Source organism: Mucilaginibacter terrenus, assembly GCF_003432065.1.
In the GTDB taxonomy this organism is placed as follows: Bacteria; Bacteroidota; Bacteroidia; order Sphingobacteriales; family Sphingobacteriaceae; genus Mucilaginibacter; species Mucilaginibacter terrenus.
Genome location: NZ_QWDE01000006.1, coordinates 108277 through 127492 on the forward strand (window position 1 = coordinate 108277; position 19216 = coordinate 127492).

Below are 19216 nucleotides of genomic sequence, written 5' to 3' on the forward strand. Positions count from 1 at the left end.
ATAATTAAACGTTTTTATATACCCCGCATTTTCGGGACTGCAAAGATACGCTTAATTGTTTAATTTACAAGTGAGTGCTTTATTTTTATTGAGGGTTTCACGGCATCTCCGTACTACTTTGCCCCTGCTTGTTTTAAGACCTTATAAATGGCCTTACCCCAAAACTGGCCAAGTGCAACAGCACCCTTAGCATTCGGGTGCAAATAGAATGAGCCCTGCTTGCCAGGCTCCGCCTGGAAGTCGGTGAGGTAATTTGCTTTAAAGTATTTAAAAGCCCTTTTGTCACCGATAAATACACGACTGTTATATTCTTTAGCTAAATTATCCATAACAGGTATATAGCTTTCCAGCCGGGACAAGCCTTTCTGCAGGTATTTAGCACCATTATAGGTGTTTGGACTATACCAGACCGGGTGTTGATAGATTACTATTGCGTTAGGAAAGTCTGTTAATAACCGATCTGTTATCGCTTTAACATTGGTGCGGTAATCTGGTGGGGCGACCGGTGCGCCATGGGTACCCTGTACCGCGCTATCATTGGTTCCCAACTTTATTGAAAACACCAACTGTCCTGACGTAAAGATTTTAGCAGCATCTTCAACAGCAGAAAAAGCTGGCGTACCCGGCAAGAAATCCAATGTGGTATAACCACTGTGCCCCTGATTGCTGAAGCTTACAGAATCGATACCTTTTTGTTTACGAAGCCAGTCTGCCGCAACAGCAGGTGGCGCTTCTACTGAAGGATTACTTAGGCCTGCACCGTAGGTAATGCTGTTACCTATAAACACAATGTTTACCCTTTTGCCTTGAGCTTTCGAACCAGACATCACCATTCCAAATGCAACAACAAGCAAGAAAGCACACTTCTTTACCATAATCGCCGCTTCTCTACTTTATCGTAAAAGCCACCAAAAGAATTCATCTTAACGGCATCTTCATTAAAGAAATCACCCGGGAAGCCCAGTTCAATTTTACTGACTTCATTAAGCCTATTTATCTGCTCTGCCGACAGACTTACGTCCACCGTTTTTAGGTTGTCTTTTATTTGATCTATCTTTGTTGCACCAACAATGGGTATGCATTGGAAACCTTTACTCATTGTCCATTGCAGGGCAACATGGCTTTCAGATACGCCAAGCTCCTGCGCTATCTCCATCACCACACGGGTTATCTTTTCGGCGCGCTCGTTTAGGCGGTTGCTTTCAGGTTTTATACGACCTCTATCTCCTTTAAGGTACTTACCGGTAAGTGCCCCGCCGGCAAGAGGTGCCCAGGGCGTAACTGTCATGCCAAAATGCTTTGCCATGGGAATGAGCTCGCGCTCGGCAGTACGTGCCAGTAAGCTGTACTCAACCTGTAAAGCTATAAACTGGCTCCAGCCCATTAATTCGGCTAAGGTATTTCCTTTAGCTACCACCCATGCAGGTGTATCGCTTATAGCAGCATAGGTGACTTTACCTTGTTTAATCAAGTCGTCCATAGCGCGGAGTACCTCATCTATAGGTGTGATGTCGTCCCATATGTGCAGATAAAGTACATCTATAAAGTCCGTTTTAAGGCGTTTGAGGCTTTCCTCAACGCTGCGCATCATATTTTTGCGATTATTGCCGCTGGCGTTGGGATTGGTTTGATTGTCCTTAAGGGTATACTTAGTAGCCACTACAAAGTAGTCGCGGTCGTGGTTACTCAGGTAATCGCCAATTATCTTTTCGCTGGTACCCAGTTTGTAAATATTAGCGGTGTCCAGGAAATTTCCGCCTGCCTCAGCATAGGCGTCCATTATTTCGAAGCTGGTTGAGGCATCGGCACCCCAGCCGGCTTCGGTGCCGAAGCCCATTGTACCCAGGCATAGTTCAGATACTTTAAGGCCGCTGCGGCCCAGTAGCTTGTATTTCATATCAACAAGATGTTTTTAGATTAACCAGTTAGCGCAAATGCTGTTTTAAGTACTATAAAAGCCTTAGTAAACAATAGTGCGTCCTGCTTGTAAATATACTAAACATCTGCACCATGAAGATAATCACCTTACATAAGCCGGTAAATATAGATGAGCTATACCAGCACATACACGATAAGCTCAACCCGTTCTTTCACGAGCAACGCAACAGCGACATTAGCTTTACAGTAACCAATACCCCTGTTGGAATAACCATAACTCAACCGGAATTTTACGAAGGTGCCCTGTTCACTATAGCGGTGCAGGACGACCAGCTTTGGATAACACGCAATGAACACTATGTCGACGACATTAACTCTATCACTATAGAATCCATATTAAACAGCTTGTTTGAACAGGTATCCGGCGGGCTGGGAACTGATTTAGTACAAGAAGGCTAGCACCTGCAATAAATGCGTTTTATCACCTCTAAAAAGCAATTTTAGGTAAAAAATCTGAGCAGAAATCTTCAATTTCCACACTTTTTTGAAAGCAGGGGATTAATTGCAGGCAAACAAAACGGGTACTTAAAATTATCCGTGTATCCAGCTGAATTTGTACTCCAACCCCGGGTTGCGCATACGCTCGGCGACGCGTAGCAGACGGTCAGGAAGTTTCATGATGTAGTCGCGCGCTTTTTCACCATCCTCCTGAAGATCGGTAAGGCTTTCAATGCGCCAGTCTACTATAAGCTCTTTCAGGATGTCTACATAATCAATAGCGGTGTAGATACCCAGGCGCTCGGCAGCATCAGTAAAGTGGCCAAAGGTCTGGCCTATTTTTAAACCAACTTCGCGGAGGAAATGTGCCGGCATTACAATTTTTTTACGCATCATATCCTCAAAGGCCAGCATTGCCTCGTTGGCATCTACTTCAAATATTTTCTCAATAAAGTATTTGTAAGCCTTGGCATGCCTTGCCTCATCGGCAGCAATTACGCCGCACATTTTAGACAGTAAGGTATCGCCATCCTTTTTAGCTTGAGATGCCACCCTGCGGTGCGATATGTTTGTAGCTAATTCCTGAAAGGAAGTGTAAATAAAATTACGGTAGGGGTCATGACCTGTGCCGATATCAAACCCGTCGGCAATAAGCCACTGGGTAGATATTTCCATCATGCGCATATCAACACGCCCGGTCAAATAAAGGTACTTGTTCAGCAGGTCGCCATGGCGGTTCTCTTCGGCAGTCCAGTAACGGGTCCACTTCATCCAGCCACCCTCTTCGTCGCGGCTTACGCCCTCAACCATGGTTAGCCATGATTCATATGTGGGCAAAGCTTCTTCAGTAATGGTGTCCCCTATTAAAACTGCAATAAGGTCGTAAGAAAGGCCTCTGGCACTTTCCTGCAACTCCTTAATTTCGTTAAAGAAAGTAGGTCTTGAAGCGTCTGGTAAAAAATCTGACGGCTGCCAAATAGAATCGATAGGTTTTAAAAAATCCATCATCTTCTCCAGCATAAACTGCTGTATATGGCCCATTACCTCTTTACGTTTTTCCTCAAAAAACTGCATAGTAAACTTTTAGCTTACAAAGGTAAGCAATTTAATGAAACTATTGTTTTGGAGATACATAATCTATCGCCCTCTTCATGCTTTCAGACAAGTTTTTTATAGCTGGCGGGCCATTAAAAATAGAGAAGTTTGTATTGTAGTCCCAGAGTATGCCCGGTATGCCGAGCTGCCTTAAACTTTTACGTACGGCTGCAACGTACCTGCTGCGGCTGCCTTCGTCGGTATACTTGCGGTAAACGCCATATTCGCTGCACAAAAGCGGCACGTAGTATTTATCTCCCCAGCTCTTAGCTATTTGCAGCTTATCTTTTACAGATTGCTCGTTGCCGTCTGTTGGGTACTGCTTGTAATTGGCTTCTCCTGGTGTATTTATTGCTTTAGGGTTAATTGCAGGATAAGCTTTAGCATCATACGGGAAAGGAATGCCGGTGGTAGCCATTTGGTCGCCCACCCAGTCAGCTCCCTGATGGGTAAATAAAAAGGGTTCGTAAAAGTGGAACGTGTAAATGATGTTCTCATCTGCCAGGCGCTCCATACGGCTCAATTCGTAAATGCTGTTATAGTTAGATGCGCCAACCAGCAGCGTACGCTTTTTGTCTTTCTGCCGTATAGCTGTTACAATGTTATAAGCCGCATCTTTCCACACTTTGGGGTCCATGTGGGGAGGTTCGTTGTAAATCTCAAAGAACAGCCTGTCGGCACTTTCTTTAGCATACCTTTTGGTTAACAATAACCATAAGTTAATAGCTTTGGATGTTTCGCCTTTAAAATTATTATCATTTATTTTACCATAGTGATAATCTATTATCAACTTTATATCGTAAACCTTACATTGTTTCAAAACATCATCAATGTGTGTAAATACTTTCTCAACGGGGATTTGCTTTGAAGAGAAATACTCAAACGCTACCGGTAAGCGCAGGCTTTGGATCTTAAGCCGCTTAAATAACTCCCAATCGCTCTGCGAAAGTGGGCTTTTAAGTAAAACATCGCTATTCCAATACTGTTCAAGCCAAGAGATACTTATTCCGTTGTTGAGGCTTTTAGCACGTTTAAAGGCCACCAGCCGTTCTTTTGAAGGTGTTGGATTGCTTTTTGCATCAAAAGGTTGCATCGTAATCATTAATATAATAACGAGCAGCTGATTTAGCAATTTACTTGTGCCTGTATGGAGTGTTGTTTTTTTCAAACCTGTATATGCAGTTAACTGATCGGAAATTTTTATAACCTATGTTTGTTCAAATATCCAAAGAGGAATATAAGAAGGAAGTCCTTAAAAAGGCGTGGTACCAAACCAATAACATTATTTGGTCAATAATTTTCCTGTACCCCATCTTTAGTATAATCGACTTTATTTACGCCAACAACATTTGGTTACAGTTTCTTATCGTACGCATAATAACCGTACTTATTATACTTGGTTTGTACAACTTCTTTCAAACCAAAAAATACAACTATCGCTTGCTGCTGCATATCGCGTTTTTCCTGCTCTCTGCAACTTCCGCCATTTTGTGCAACGTAGTTAATATTCAGGATCAGCTTATTTATTTTCTTACGTACTCTGCAATACTGTTATTTTTTAACCTGCAGGTGTTTTGGGAGCCTGTAAACTCAATTATACAAACACTTGTGGCCATCCTGCTGCTGGCATTGTTTTATAAATTGTTTAGCGAATACACGCTGGACCTTGTTGTTCAAAACGGAGGTAACTTCTTTTTTGTTATCGCATTTATATCGTGCCTTATTCCAAATGCCCGGTACAAGGTAATGGCTCGTGATGTTCGGTCGCAAATATTGATAGAAAAGTCCAACGATCAGCTGAAGGAGCAAAACCGCGACATTAACGAAAAGAACAACATTATAGACCGCCAGTATGAGCAACTGCGCAAGCTGGATGATCAGAAAAACAGTTTTATAAACATTGCCGGGCACGACCTGAAAAATCTTATTGGGCAGATAACCATGAGTAACAATATGCTCCGCGAGGAAGATTATCGCCTTAGTACTGACCAAAAGGAGTTTAGCAATTTTATAGCCGAATCGGCCGATAAGATGCTTTACATGCTGAACAAGCTGATGGACGTTAAGGAGATTGAGTCGCCGGAGATGAAGTTTAACATGGAGATATTTGATATAAACTCCGAGGTAACGCACGTGTTTAGAGGCTTACAGGAAACTGCCCAGATGAAGAACATTCACCTGGTAGATAATATACTTAAGCTGCCGCTTAATGTTAAATTAGATAGGGTATTCACCGGGCAGGTATTCCAAAATTTGCTATCAAACGCCATCAAGTTCTCGCAGACGAATAACAATATTAAGGTTGTTACCAGCCTGCAGCGCCAGAAATTTGTTTTCGAAATAATTGATGAAGGGGTGGCTATAGGCCAGCAGGAACTTGATATGATGTTTAACAAGCTTAAAACGCTTAACGATGCATCATCTGGCAACGTAGAGAGCCGACTTGGCTTGGGCCTTTCTATTGCCAAACTCATGACCAAAGAACTTGGTGGTGAACTTACCTACCGTAGTGATGATAACGGTAACTATTTCAGAGTAGAATTTTACGTAATAAACTAACAGATACCAATCGGATGAATAAGAGATTTTTTACCTTTTTAGCTTTTATACTTTTAAGCAGTGCTACTTTCGCGCAGAGTATAATCTCGTTTAAAGCTATGGGCCATAATGATGACGAACCTATTTTCGGCATGAGTGGCGCCACTTCCTTTTATTTCAAGATAACACCTCAGTATGAAATAAATGGCAGCAAGCTAGTTTTGTATTATGAGCCGTCGCAGGCATTGCTGCGCGATAAATCTTACATTAACGTATTCATCGGTTCTAAGCCGGTTTTCAGTGGGCGTTTAAATGCAGATTCTATCCAGAAGATAACGCTTAACCTCACCCGTGCAGATGTATCTCCTGATAACTTTCTTAAGATCACCGTTAAAACACTGCTAACCATTACGGATGACCAGTGCCGCGACCTGGATAACCCGGCTATGTGGCTTAAGATTAAAAACTACTCATACCTGTCGCTGATTAAAAGCAACAAGAACTTCTTTAACAACATCAATATTAGCAACTGCTTTGATTCCAAACAGGCAATAGTATACCCGGCTAACCCAACCCTGCATGACCTTAAAGCGGTAGCCTGGGCGTATTCGCGTATGAAAAAAACGCAGCAAAGAAGTATTGGCGTGTACGAAGCGGGTAAACTGCCAGACAGTATTAAGAATTACATAATGGTGGGTAACGTGTCTTCGTTCACGGCAGACAAACGCCCGTTTATAAAAGTTACTCCTCAAAAAGGCCAGGGATTGTTTTACCTGCACAAGGCACTAAGCACCACTACCGATACCATAACCCGTATGGTGGATGTTGGCGGCAGATTTAAACCTGTAAAAACTATTGCCCAGGAAGTTGTGCCTACCGAGATATTATTTGTTACCGGCGGTGACGATACCGGTTACGAAAAAACCATCACTGCGTTAGGTAACATGAATATCCTGAACTCGACCTTTGGTGATTTCCTGCTGGTAAACAAGGCGCAGAACCAGTTCTTTAAAACCATTGACGAGAACCGCTCTAAATTGTCGCTTAAGCAAATTGGCGGCGTAAGCGATTTCCTTTCTGGGATTGGCTCGTTAAAGAGCGCCTTTAACTTTAAGAACTCCGATTTTAGCTTCACACCAAAAGAGGTAGAGATACGCATAGTTGGTAATTACAGCAGCCTTAACCCGGGGGACCGTGGCTTCTTTAACATCTACCTGAATGGTTTATTACTCAGCAGCGAGAAGTTAGATGCATCAGGCAAGCTAAATACTACGGTAACCATTAACCGTTACCAGCACCACAAATACAATACGCTGGAGGCCGAGTTCCGCTTTTACCCTAACAACGGCAATTGCAAGAACAGCTTTACTAACTTCTTTGCGGAGATTGATGTAGACAAATCATACCTGGAATCTAAAAACCCTTTTATCACCAGCGATCTTAGCTTCTATCAATACCCGGAAGCCTTTAACAATGGCACGACCAAAATTGTGGTATCTAAAGATTACGCCAAGTACGCTGCGGGCGCAATGGGCGAGATTATCTATGAGTTGAACAATAACATCAACGCTAATAATTTTCCGGAATTTGTTTACTCTGATAATATTCAGGTAAGTGACCTTAAAAAGAACAACATTATTGCGCTGCTTTCTAAGGACGATAAGCTTTTCAAGAACAAGGAATTCCCGGACGCTCCAATCCAGTTCGACCGCAACTTCCGCCTGTATAATACTGATAATAATACCGTTGTTTATTCCCTGTCTGACACTACTTCCAATGGTTTAGCACAGATATTTTACGGCCGCAGCAACAACGCTACGCTGGTATTAACAGCAACAGGTAAGCATCTGGCCGACGCGTTCCTTTCGGCTTCGCGCTCGATAACCGAGCAGCTTTCTACATTGAGCAGCAACGTTTGTATATCTGATGTGAATGGCAACAAGTATTTGTTCAACATCAATAAATCAAGCGAAAACCTGGAGTATATTGATACTAAAAGCGCACTTACCCGCTTCTGGGACAATTACAACCTATACATACTATTGGGTATCCTGGTGCTGATATTACTGTCGTTCCTGTACATTCGTTCGAAGGTTCAGAAATCACAGGAATTGTTTAACGATTAATGTACAGCACAACTGTGTACATTAACTTAACAAAAAGACTAATTTTTCATGCGTATGTCTATTCCTGAATTGCTGATCAAAGACGGCTTTATTACAGCAGATGACCGTGAAAAAATTGAAAAGCATTCTAAAGAGTCGGGGCTGTCTTTTATAAAGATAGCCCTCACACTCGGCTATATTTCCCGGAAGAATTACGAACGTTCTTTAATTGAGGCCGGCTACGCATTTGCGCCTATAAGAGATCTGCCGTATGATACCGAAGTATTAAGCAAAATAGATCTGTCTTTTGCAAGCGAGCGCATGGCGTTACCGCTGCGGATAGAAAACGGCAAGGTTGTGGTAGTAATGGCCAACCCTGACGATGATCTTTTTATTGACTTTATAAAGTTCACTTACGACCTTGACCCGGAGATCATCCTCGCGTCGGATCTTGATATTACCTGGCTGAGCAACAAGCTTATTGGTGAGAAATATGTAAAATCATCAGTTTTTGAGTTGCTCAAGCGCGATCCGGATAGTTCAGCTATTGTTACCTTTTCGTCGCCGCAACTGGTTTTTATATTCACGTTGATAGCCGTTGTGGCAATAGGGCTGGTTTTAAGCTTTAAGAACACCTCTATCATCATTAACGTCATCATCAGTTCCTTCTTTTTGGTTGCTATTATCTTCAAGTTATTTCTGGCCTTAGTTGGCTCGCGTTTCGAGCTGCACCAGGCGGTAACCAAAGACGAGCTGAAGCAGGTGGTAGATGACGAGCTGCCTATCTACACCATCCTGCTGCCGGTTTATAAAGAAGATAAGCTGATAAAGAAGTTAATTTGGAACCTGCAGGCACTTGATTATCCGCGCCATAAGCTGGACGTAAAGCTGCTGATTGAGGAAGACGATGACAAGACGCTGAATGCCGTGCGCAACCTTGATTTCCCTGCGATTTTCGAAGTAGTGGTGGTGCCGTTTCATATGCCTAAAACAAAGCCGAAGGCTTGTAACTACGGCTTGCACTTCGCGCGTGGCAAATACCTTACAATTTATGACGCTGAAGACATCCCTGATACTGACCAGCTAAAGAAGGTGGTTTCGCTGTTTGGTAAGCTCCCGTCGGAATACATTTGCGTACAAAGCGCGCTTAATTACTTTAACCGTAATGAGAATTTTCTTACCAGGATGTTCACCCTGGAGTATTCCTATTGGTTTGATTACATGCTGCCAGGCCTGGATACTTTGGATATCCCAATACCGCTGGGCGGCACCAGTAACCACTTTAAATTGGCCGAACTAGTTGAACTTGGCGCCTGGGATCCCTTTAACGTAACAGAAGATGCCGATCTGGGTGTACGCGCTTATGCCAAAGGTTACAAGATTGCCATTATCAACTCCACTACTTACGAAGAGGCAAATAACGAACCCTTTAACTGGATCCGTCAGCGCTCTCGCTGGATAAAGGGCTACATGCAAACCTACCTGGTTCACATGCGTAATCCTGCGGCTTTGTGGCGGGAGATAGGCTGGAAAGGCTTTCTTGGCTTTAACTTCTTTATCGGCGCCACTCCCGTGATATTTTTGGTTTACCCACTGCTGCTAACCTTTTTTATCTGCTACATTATATTTGACCTCACCAGCATCCGTACACTTTTCCCGGATTGGGTGCTGTTCATGTCTATTTTTAACCTGATGGTTGGCAATATCCTCATGATTTATGTAAACATGATGGCGGTATTCAAGCGCAGGTATTACGAGTTGATATTGTTTGCTATCGCAAACCCAATCTATTGGTTGATGCATAGCATATCAGCCTATAAAGGGCTGTATCAGCTGGTTGTTAATCCCTTTTACTGGGAGAAAACCAATCACGGTTTAAGCAAGGTAAATAACCCTACAAACGTTGTAAAATGAGAATCAGCAGATCGGCCAGCCTACTGTTCCTTAGCGTTATACTGATGGTGTATTACCTGGTGGCGGGTATATATCTTAACAACCTTGGGTACTACAATCACGAGTCGTTGTTTTACATAGAAAAGGCGCGTATAGTTTTTGATGGCGTCGGTGCACGCCTAAAGGTAATGGGCCTTACCGCACCAATGATACCATTCCTCACTACCTTTTTCTTTACGTTCATCAGCTATACGCTGGCGCCGGTGCTGGCGTCGGCAATTGGCACGGCGGTATTGTTTTATGTAAGTGCAAGTACCCTTATCCGCCGCCAAAGCGACGACTTTTATATGTACCTGCTGCTTGCCATGTTCCTGTTCCACCCTGGCATTTTGTACGTGGCTTGTTCGGGGAAAAGCATCTATCTCATACTGATGTTCTTCTTCCTGTTCTTCTTGAACCTGCTTAAATTTTACCGCAGCAACACCACTTTCCACGTGTCAATTGCCAGTATATGTTTGGTAACGCTCATCTTCTGCGACTATCGTTTCGTGTGGCTTACGCTGTTCTTTTTACCGCTGGTACTGGCCATTACCCTGCACAGCCTTAACCTGGGCGAGCAGGAGAGCATCTTCCGCCTGTTTTTGAGCTTTAACAGCCCTAGCCTGAGGCGTAAGCTTACCAACAAAACTTTTGCGCTGTACATTATATTATTTGCCCTGCCGCTGGTGGCTGTAATTTGCTACAAGCTACTGAACCTCACCCACGCCAGCGACCTCAACTACTTCAACGAAAGCCCCTATGCCACCTGGAACGTACTGGTAGATAAGCTTAGTTTCGACCAGCAGACTACTAATGCCAATTACCAGATACCCGAGCTTAGCCTGCTGCTGTCTGCGCGCGTCATCCTGTTCTGCCCTATGATACTCATCGCCATATACCTTTTCCGCGAGAGTACCTACCAGGTGCTTACTATACTTACCCCCTTTGCTTTCATAGAGTTTCTGCACCTGAAGTACGACAAGGTATACCTGGGCTACCAGTACTACCTCATATTTCTGATGCTGGCTTTCCTGGGGGTTATGGTGAAATTACACACCGTAAAGAACCAGAAAGCGTTCCGGATTATGATGGGGGTGGTAATGGCGCTGCAGCTTTACACCGGGTGGTATTTCCTGGCGCACAGTAGTTTGCCTGAAGAACGTAACTTCATGACTGTACTTACTACCCGCACTATCGACGAAAGCGAGACCCAGAATGCCGACGTAGCCAACTACATCAACAGCCTGCCCGATGATGCCCGCATAGTGGTTGACGATGCCACTGCCTACTCAGTAGTGGCCTTTGTGCACTCGGCTAAGATACATACGCTCACCATGCCGTATCAGCCTAACTTCCTGAGTGCCTTGGAGTCGCCGGACAAGTATGCCGACTACATTGTAATAGCCACCGCCAAAAACGCCGTTACCGGTTACACCCAGCTGAACAACCGCTACCTCATCAGCATTAAGCAGAATATCCCCCAGCTGCAGTTTAAAAAAGTGTACGAAACCGACGACTGGGTTATCTACCGCGTGGTGAAATAGCGTTCAAAAGTGTTCAGGTTTTTTTGTGTTGCGCGGGGTTGAACACTCGTTTAAACCTTTAAAAACCACACTTTTATGCAGCAATTAGTTTTGCTAAATACAGGTTTATTTGTATTTATACAATTTTTTCTGTATATTTACAGCTCTCGATTATAAACCTCCCAAAACTTACCTTTCATGCCTGCATCTTATTACGAACCCCTCGAGGGCTCCGAACGCCCTGCTATTATTAACCAGATACGCGACGAAATCCGCCGCGGCACCAAACGCCTCCGCAAACATGGCCTCGACCCTACCGTGTATGCCGACCCTTCCCGCTCGCAGCTGCTGCTCATCAAAACCGGCGACGAGTGGATGCGGCAGCAACGCAACAAACCTGCGCCCCGACGGCTGTTTGGCGATTTCTGGTTCGAGCATGAGCTGTGCATTATGTTTGCCGATACCAACCTGGGCAAAAGCGTGCTGGCCGTGCAAATAGGCAGCAGCCTGGCCCTCCACACCGCCGTTGGCCCCTTTGCCAACGAGCTTACCCAGCCCGCCCGCGTGCTGTATGTAGATTTTGAACTTACGGCCAAACAGTTTGAGCAGCGGTACCAGCACCCCGTGGCGGGCAGCCGGCACTTTGGCCACACCTTTTACCGGGCCGAACTTAACCCCCGGGCAGATAACCCCGCTTTTTATGACGACCGCAACGCCTACATCCTCTCGGCTCTGGAGGGTGCCATTACCCGCACCAATGCCGGCGTGCTCATTATTGATAACCTTACCTGCATCCGCAGCAGTACCGAACGCGCCGCCGATGCCCTCCCGCTGATGCAGCAGCTAAAGGCACTAAAAACCACCTACAAGCTCAGCATACTGGCGCTGGCCCATACCCCCAAGCGCAACACCGCCAAACCCATTACCGTGAACGACCTGCAGGGCAGCAAAATGCTCATCAACTTTGCCGACAGCGCCTTTGCCATAGGCCAAAGCCAGCGCGACCCATCTAAACGCTACCTTAAACAGATTAAACAGCGCAGCGCCCAGCAGCAATACGGCGAGCAGAACGTATGCACCGGCCACCTGGTAAAAGAGCTGAATAATTTGAAGTACATGTTTGATGGCCACAGTACCGAAGACGAGCACCTGCAGAAACGCACCCGGGCACTACAGCAGCAGCAAGCCCAGGAGCTGCACCGGCAGGGACACGGTTACCGCCACATCAGCCGTGTACTTGGCATTAGCACCGGCACAGTAAGCAAACTGCTTGCAGGGCATACCGGCTAACAAGCCTAACCAGTATCAACTAATTTTCTTAACCTCCACCTACTGAGCCTCTCGAAGCACTATCACCACAGCATGGAGTAAACTTTTAAAAACAAAGATTATCTTTATTTCATTCATTGCTTTAATATAAACCCCCAAGCCCCCCTTGTTTATGTCAGTTATACAACCATCGCGAACCAACCCCGCCAATGTAACACAACGTAAAAGTTACTCCCGCCCTTTGCGATTATGGCATTGGCTGAACTTTATCGTTATCAGCGGCTCGCTTATCACGGTACTTATTAATTCCACCATTACTGACGACGGTACAACTTCAGGCATTATAAAGGGTGAATTACAGAAGCAGGGTAGTACGGTTACCGATAATCAATTGCGCCCAGCAGTACACGCCCTTAGCGATAGTGTTTGGGCCGTACACATCTATTTCGGTTATGCTTTGGCAGCACTGCTGGCCTTCAGGCTTGTACTCGAATTTTTCCAGCTTGCCGATCAAAAGTTTATCCGCCAACTCAAAAGCGCCTACCAAAAATTCCAGACCGTTGAGGCCGAGCGGCAGGTTGGGCGGCATGAACTTACCGTGAAGCTAATTTATGGTGCATTTTATCTGCTGTTGTTAATTATGGCACTCACGGGTTTATTTTTAGCGTTTGAGGATGCACTTGCTGCCTACAAAAGCATGCGCCACACCATAAAAGAAATACATGGTTTTTGCATGTACCTCATCATCGCATTTATAGTAGTGCACCTGGCGGGTGTTTACCTGGCCGAACGTAAGGATGGTAAAGGCATTGTATCAGATATGATCAATGGCGGCACAAAGCAGTAAGCGCGGCTTGCCTTACTTTGGCGGAATCTATTCAAATTTCATTAAGACGTCGACATTGAACCCGCCGCAAGCAACGACGCTTGCGGTAGTGGCGCAATAATTTAAGGTGCAGTTTGAAACGTCCAAGTAATTAAATATATTTAAATTTCTTTTATATTCCTAGACCAGTTATGTCAGAAAAGTTATTGCCGCAAATCCTTGTAGATCAGATTAGAAACAAGAATGTAGTTTTATTTCTAGGAAGTGGATTCGCATATAATTCAGTTCATCCTCAAGGTCGAAAAGCTCCGTTGGGTCAGGCACTTTCAGATGACATTGCACGCAAGTTTTTAGGCAATGATTATGTTGGCAACCCGTTGACCTACAATTCGGACTTGGCTATCTCAGCCTCAAGTTTATTCGATGTACAAAGATTTATATACGACATCTTTGAACCATTTGCCCCAAATGAAAAACAAGTGGCTTTTTCGAATTTTTCTTGGAAGTCGATTTTTACAACTAATTATGATCTTCTACTTGAGAAAGCTTACGATAAAAATCGTGAAGCAGCTCAGTCACTCTCAGTTGTTTATCGTAATACTCGAGAGCAAGATATATTTAAAAACCAGAACTCTGTACCTTATTACAAGCTACATGGCACAATTACGTACATCAACGACGAACAACTCCCATTAATATTATCGACAGAGCAGTACATCACACATTTAAAAAACAGAGAACGGTTATTTTCAAAGCTGAGAGAACTTGCCCAGGACTATATTTTTCTATTTATTGGTTATAGCAATCAAGATTGGAACATAAGATCAATATTAAAGGAGATTGAAAGCTTGAAGGATGGACGACCTCGGTCTTATATGGTTGGTCCAAAGTTTTCAGATGTTGAAATAGGTTATTGGAATGAGAGAAAAATTAGCCCAATACCGATTGGATATGAAGAGTTTATTGACAAGTTGTTATTGCAAATTCCGGAAATTGAACGTAAGCTGTCCACTTATATACCTAATTTTGACAAGCCTATTTACAGAAAATTCGCAATTGATTTAAGCGGGTACAAGCCGTCCGAAAGCTTAGTAAAGCTAATTGATCAAGAAATTGAATTTGTACATAGTTCTATGCAGTCTGTTAATACGACTCCGGAGGCATTTTATAAAGGGTATTTCGAAAATTGGGATCCAATAATCAAAAATCTTGATATAAATAGAACCTTGAAAGATAGGGTGCTAGAAGACATGATATTTAATAAACACTATCAGTCAGAAACTACACAGCACCTCTTTTGCATAAAAGGCTATGCCGGCTCAGGGAAATCGGTTCTATTAAAAAGAATAGCTTGGGAGTCATCGGTAACATTTGAAAAGTTTTGTATCTACCTTAAACCAAACGCTAATATACGTTATGAGCCTTTCATTGAATTGTACAACTGCATCAAAGAAAGAATCTATCTTTTTGTGGATAATGCTATTGAATATGAAAACTCTATTTTATTGCTAATAGATAAATTAGAGAAAGAAAAAATACCGATCACCATAGTTTCAACTGCCAAGATTAACTTACTTAATGAGTCCGAGATTCAATCCTATATCGATCAAGAGTATACTTTAACCTACCTTTCAGAGAAAGAAATAGAAGAGTTAATTAAGAAACTCTTTATTCACAAATCTTTAGGATATCTAACAAACAAAAACATAGAAGAACAGAAAGCCTTGCTTTCAGAGCGTTCTGGAAGGGTCTTATTGGTGGCACTTCACGAGGCAACGTCAGGTAAACCTTTTGAAGAAATAATCTTTAATGAGTTCATTGGAATACCAAATCAGTCAGCTAAATCTTTGTACTTGACTGTTGCAATTCTGCATAGATTAGGAACATATGCTAGGGCAGGGCTCATCAGTAGAGTACATAATATTGGCTTTGAAGAATTTAAGTCTAAGTTTTTTAAACCACTTGAATATATTGTTTTTGATGAACGAAATTACACGATTAACGATTATATATATAAAACAAGACATCCGTTAATTGCACAGATGGTATTCGAGACTGTTCTTGTTGATGAGCAATCTAGGTACGATGAATATATAAGAATTTTTAGCTATTTGGATATTGATTACAACAGTGATCGCGTAGCATTCCTAGCTATGACAAAGGCTAAACAACTTATTCCATTATTCAATGACCCTATACGACTCCGAAATTTATACGACGCAGCAGAACTTTGTAGCCCAGACGACGCAAAATTGCTGCAACAACGTGCAATTATGGAGATGTCAATTCCCGGCGGTATTCCCGCCAAGGTAGAAGCTTTTCTGAAACGAGCATTAGAGCTAATGCCGAATGATCCTATGATTTCACACTCTTTAGCTGAGTACACACTGAAACAGGCGGAAAAGTCAAGCAATAAGCTGGAGAGAAATACATTAGTAAACTCCGCAATAAATCTTTGCCACAAAATACTCAAGAAATCCAACAGCCACCACAGTCATCATACTATTATAAAGGCGAAAATGCTCCTGCTAAAAGATGCGATCGAAAGTAATACTGCGCCAGCTGTCGAAAGCTTAATTAAGGAAATTGAAAAAACATTACAAATAGCAAAACAATCTTTTCCAGAGCAAGAGTTTATAATTGACATAGAAGCTAGATTCAAAGAATTAATAGATAACCAACCACGTGCTTTGGAGTTATTAAAGCAAGCTTATGAAATTAATAAAGCCAGCCCATATATATCTTTGAGATTTGCTAAAACCCTTGAGAATAAAGGGGAACTTGAAGAAGCAATTAAAGTTCTTGACCAAACTATTGCATTAAACCCTAACGATAAAGATGTAAGCTTTAGATTAGCATTGCTTTTAAGCTTGAGGCCAAACCCAGATTATGGAGAAATAATTCATTATTTCAGAAGATCTTTTATTTCTGGGGACAACAGATATGAAGCTCAGTTTTGGTATGCAAGAGCTCTGTTTATCAATAACGATATTCAGAAGGCAGAAATTGAATTCGAAAGACTTTCAAGAACAAAAGTAAATATTGAATTTAAGAGAAATCCGCGAGGTGTGGTTGATTCCAAAGAAAGCGTTCGTCAATACAAAGGTTCTATAACTGTTTTGGAGGCAAATTATGCTTTTGTAAAAAGAGAAGCTTTTGGGGACGACATCTTTGTATATAGACATACTACAAAGATCGATTGGACGGATCTTAAAGTAGGAAGTCGTATTTCGTTCTCTATTATGTTTAATTATAGAGGACCTGTTGCAGTCGATGTTTATATGAACTAATAGCTTAAATTCAACTTTAATGAAAGTTATCGGTTATGATTTGCTGACTACTAACCTTTACAACATTTCAGCATCTGGTTACTGTCAACTGCGTGGTTTGTGGTCTGTAATTAGGTAATTAACAAAAGAAACACTTTACAATCCTTCGCTACCGCAAGCGTCACCGCTTATGGTTCACTGACAGGTAAACAATTCAACAACATCTCAGCACTACCAATCCCATCTAAACCCGATAGCAGCGGATACCGGCCTTGTGGCTAAGGCTTGTGCGCGTATGAGCGTATAGCGGGGCTGTCGTTCCGTACGAAGTGATGCAGTACCTTTTTAAAGAAAATGTTTAAGATGGTGTATCGGCAATGGCTTGCGCGGGAGTTGGTGCTTGCGGAGGTGGCTTCGCGGTGTATGCTGTTCCGGGGCTGTATGGCGGTGATATGCCGGTGGGCGTAGTTGGGTGCAGAGGCGCGGGTATGGGGCTGGTGTAAAGCCGCAGGAAGAGGAGGATGAGCGGGATGTTGGTGAGCAGGCCGGGTACGTCGGCAGTTTGGGGCAGCCAGTGTATGCTAAAGTTTTCGGCGGCGTAAGGGCCTGCGTAGGGCAGCAACAGGGTTAGCGTGCCGAGTACGGCAAAGGCGCGGTAATACCTGCGGATAGGTTTGTTGCGCACAAAAAAGAATGCCGCATACATGCAGGTGTTTGTTAAGATACCCAGGATAAACATGCTCTGCATACCCCCGGGCACGGCAAAGAAGTGCTGCACCGTGAGCACATACACCACCGGCAAGGTAATGCGCAGTGCAATTATGGCTATAACGATTAGGCGGATCCACAATGGTTCGGCCGCGTTGCGTAGTACCCGGCAAAGGCCCATGATAAGGATGAACGAAGCCAGGCCCTGCACAAATAGTACAAGGGACTGATTTGCCGCTAAAGCCGCCGCTACACTTGCGAGCGCTGCCGTAAACACGTTAAACGCCAAGTAACCCAACAGCTGGAACGCCAGGCTAAGGCATGCCAGCAGGATGTAGAATAAGGCCCAGGGGCGTTTCAGGATCATGCCCCTAAAGATAGGCGATAGTGCCCTAAATGCAAGCGCCCCTCATCTGTGCAGATGAAGGGCGCCTGGTTAATTTAGTGATCAGTATTGTATTTAGAAGCGGCTGCCGCTTGTGCTGTCGTCGTCCTCGTCAACATCTTCGCGATCGCTAAGGCCACCGTCATCTTCGGGTTCGTCCTCATCGTCCACGTCTATATAGTCGTCATCAGCATCCACATCAGCCAGCGGATCGGCGTCGGTATCCAAGTCGTCGTCCAGGTCAGCTGTTTCGGTATCATCCAGGTCGTCCTCATCATCGTCGAACAGGTCGTCGTCTTCGGCGTCGGTCATGGCACCGGAAGAAAAATCGGCATCCTGCGGCACCGAGAATGGGTTTTCAGCACCGGGATAAGTAGCGGTGTGGTTATCGTCGGTGAGGTTAAAAGTGTTTGAAGTTTGCATGGTAGTTTTGTTTAGATACCAAACAGTTCAAAACCAATGCCGAAAGCGGGAGAATTTAAGTTTTAATTAAAAAATAGTTTTTCGGGAGAGACTATGGACGATAGATAATAGACAAAGGATGGTAGCGGGGTATGCCAGAGCGGGCGGGCCATGCGCTAGCGGGAATGGCGGTTTAGCTTTCGAACTGCGCGAAGGCGCGGAGAAAGCGTAAAGAACCGGCAGGGAGCGGGGAAGCATTCGCTCTGGCTTGATGTTTTGCTTCTTTTGTATCAAGATAAAAGAAGTAGCCCCTGCGGCAATGAGCAGGCTGAAGAACACCGGTGTACATCCTTTAAGACATAGCTCCAGAAAAGTTTTATAAACAAAGAAACCCCCGATGCATATGCACGGGGGTTTAACTTTAAGATTTGGCACCGACCTACTCTCCCACATTTTACTGCAGTACCATCGGCTCTGGCGGGCTTAACTTCTCTGTTCGGAATGGGAAGAGGTGGACACCGCCGATATAGGCACCTGAATATTTTAATAGTTCGTCAGATTAAAGATGGTAAGGAGTAAGGATGAAGGAACCTGTCCTTCGTCTTTTGTCTTTCCGCCATTTGTCTGAACAAACAATGACATATTATTGAAAGAAGTAATTTGTAAGAGAAAACAACAGCAAATTCTTCTGTTAGAGAAAGCTTCGGATAATTAGTATTACTCGACTTTGATGTCACCACCTTTATATCTGTAACCTATCAACGTAGTAGTCTGCTACGATCCTATAA

14 protein-coding genes and 2 rRNA genes are annotated in these 19216 nt (G+C 43.7%); 8 read left to right on the forward strand and 8 right to left on the reverse strand.

From position 1 onward, the window contains the following. Positions 1-113: 113 nt before the first annotated feature. Complete coding sequence (locus tag DYU05_RS20010; protein WP_205771938.1) at positions 114-875, reverse strand: GDSL-type esterase/lipase family protein; 762 nt, start codon at positions 873-875, stop codon at positions 114-116. Continuing rightward, positions 869-1897: an aldo/keto reductase gene (locus tag DYU05_RS20015; protein WP_117384946.1), complete on the reverse strand. Its 1029-nt coding sequence runs from the start codon at positions 1895-1897 to the stop codon at positions 869-871. Before DYU05_RS20015 ends, DYU05_RS20010 begins: the two co-directional genes overlap by 7 nt. 113 nt (positions 1898-2010) lie before the next feature. Between DYU05_RS20015 and DYU05_RS20020 the strand changes: the two genes are divergently transcribed. Next, on the forward strand, positions 2011-2337 hold the full coding sequence (locus tag DYU05_RS20020) for a hypothetical protein (RefSeq protein WP_117384947.1): 327 nt from the start codon (positions 2011-2013) through the stop codon (positions 2335-2337). Positions 2338-2469: 132 nt separating this feature from the next. On the opposite strand, the gene DYU05_RS20025 is transcribed toward DYU05_RS20020, so the two are convergent. Together DYU05_RS20025 and DYU05_RS20030 are read right to left on the reverse strand one after the other, a co-directional pair. After that, entirely contained in the window at positions 2470-3450 is a 981-nt protein-coding gene (locus DYU05_RS20025; protein ID WP_117384948.1) for an acyl-ACP desaturase, read from the reverse strand. Positions 3451-3490: 40 nt separating this feature from the next. Next, complete coding sequence (locus DYU05_RS20030) at positions 3491-4573, reverse strand: glycoside hydrolase family 5 protein (RefSeq protein ID WP_117384949.1); 1083 nt, start codon at positions 4571-4573, stop codon at positions 3491-3493. A gap of 107 nt (positions 4574-4680) precedes the next feature. On the opposite strand from DYU05_RS20030, the gene DYU05_RS20035 reads away from it, so the two are divergent. The 7 genes from DYU05_RS20035 (at position 4681) to DYU05_RS20065 (ending at position 16954) form a co-directional block, all read left to right on the forward strand. After that, positions 4681-6030 (forward strand): sensor histidine kinase, encoded by a 1350-nt coding sequence (locus DYU05_RS20035; RefSeq protein WP_117384950.1) that lies wholly within the window; start codon positions 4681-4683, stop codon positions 6028-6030. A gap of 14 nt (positions 6031-6044) precedes the next feature. After that, positions 6045-8135: a cellulose biosynthesis cyclic di-GMP-binding regulatory protein BcsB gene (locus DYU05_RS20040; protein ID WP_117384951.1), complete on the forward strand. Its 2091-nt coding sequence runs from the start codon at positions 6045-6047 to the stop codon at positions 8133-8135. A 54-nt stretch (positions 8136-8189) separates the two neighbouring features. Next, a complete protein-coding gene (locus DYU05_RS20045) occupies positions 8190-10028 on the forward strand; it encodes a glycosyltransferase (RefSeq protein WP_235854072.1) in 1839 nt (612 codons plus the stop codon). Next, positions 10025-11590 (forward strand): hypothetical protein, encoded by a 1566-nt coding sequence (locus DYU05_RS20050; protein WP_117384953.1) that lies wholly within the window; start codon positions 10025-10027, stop codon positions 11588-11590. Before DYU05_RS20045 ends, DYU05_RS20050 begins: the two co-directional genes overlap by 4 nt. A 177-nt stretch (positions 11591-11767) precedes the next feature. Continuing rightward, complete coding sequence (locus DYU05_RS20055; RefSeq protein WP_117384954.1) at positions 11768-12859, forward strand: AAA family ATPase; 1092 nt, start codon at positions 11768-11770, stop codon at positions 12857-12859. A 151-nt stretch (positions 12860-13010) separates the two neighbouring features. Beyond that, the gene (locus DYU05_RS20060) at positions 13011-13685 is read left to right on the forward strand and encodes a cytochrome b/b6 domain-containing protein (protein ID WP_117384955.1); all 675 of its coding nucleotides are present in this window, start codon (positions 13011-13013) and stop codon (positions 13683-13685) included. 170 nt (positions 13686-13855) lie between these two features. Further along, positions 13856-16954, forward strand: coding sequence for an SIR2 family protein (locus tag DYU05_RS20065; protein ID WP_117384956.1), 3099 nt, complete (start codon positions 13856-13858; stop codon positions 16952-16954). Between the two features lie 337 nt (positions 16955-17291). Here the strand turns inward: DYU05_RS20065 and DYU05_RS20070 are convergent, their stop codons facing one another. The 4 genes from DYU05_RS20070 to DYU05_RS20085 all read right to left on the reverse strand — a co-directional run. Next, a complete protein-coding gene (locus tag DYU05_RS20070; RefSeq protein ID WP_117384957.1) occupies positions 17292-18008 on the reverse strand; it encodes a hypothetical protein in 717 nt (238 codons plus the stop codon). A 93-nt stretch (positions 18009-18101) separates the two neighbouring features. After that, a complete protein-coding gene (locus tag DYU05_RS20075) occupies positions 18102-18449 on the reverse strand; it encodes a hypothetical protein (protein WP_117384958.1) in 348 nt (115 codons plus the stop codon). Positions 18450-18854: 405 nt separating this feature from the next. Beyond that, positions 18855-18966 (reverse strand): 5S ribosomal RNA (gene rrf / locus DYU05_RS20080). Positions 18967-19119: 153 nt separating this feature from the next. Continuing rightward, positions 19120-19216 (reverse strand): 23S ribosomal RNA (locus tag DYU05_RS20085); the annotation flags it as partial.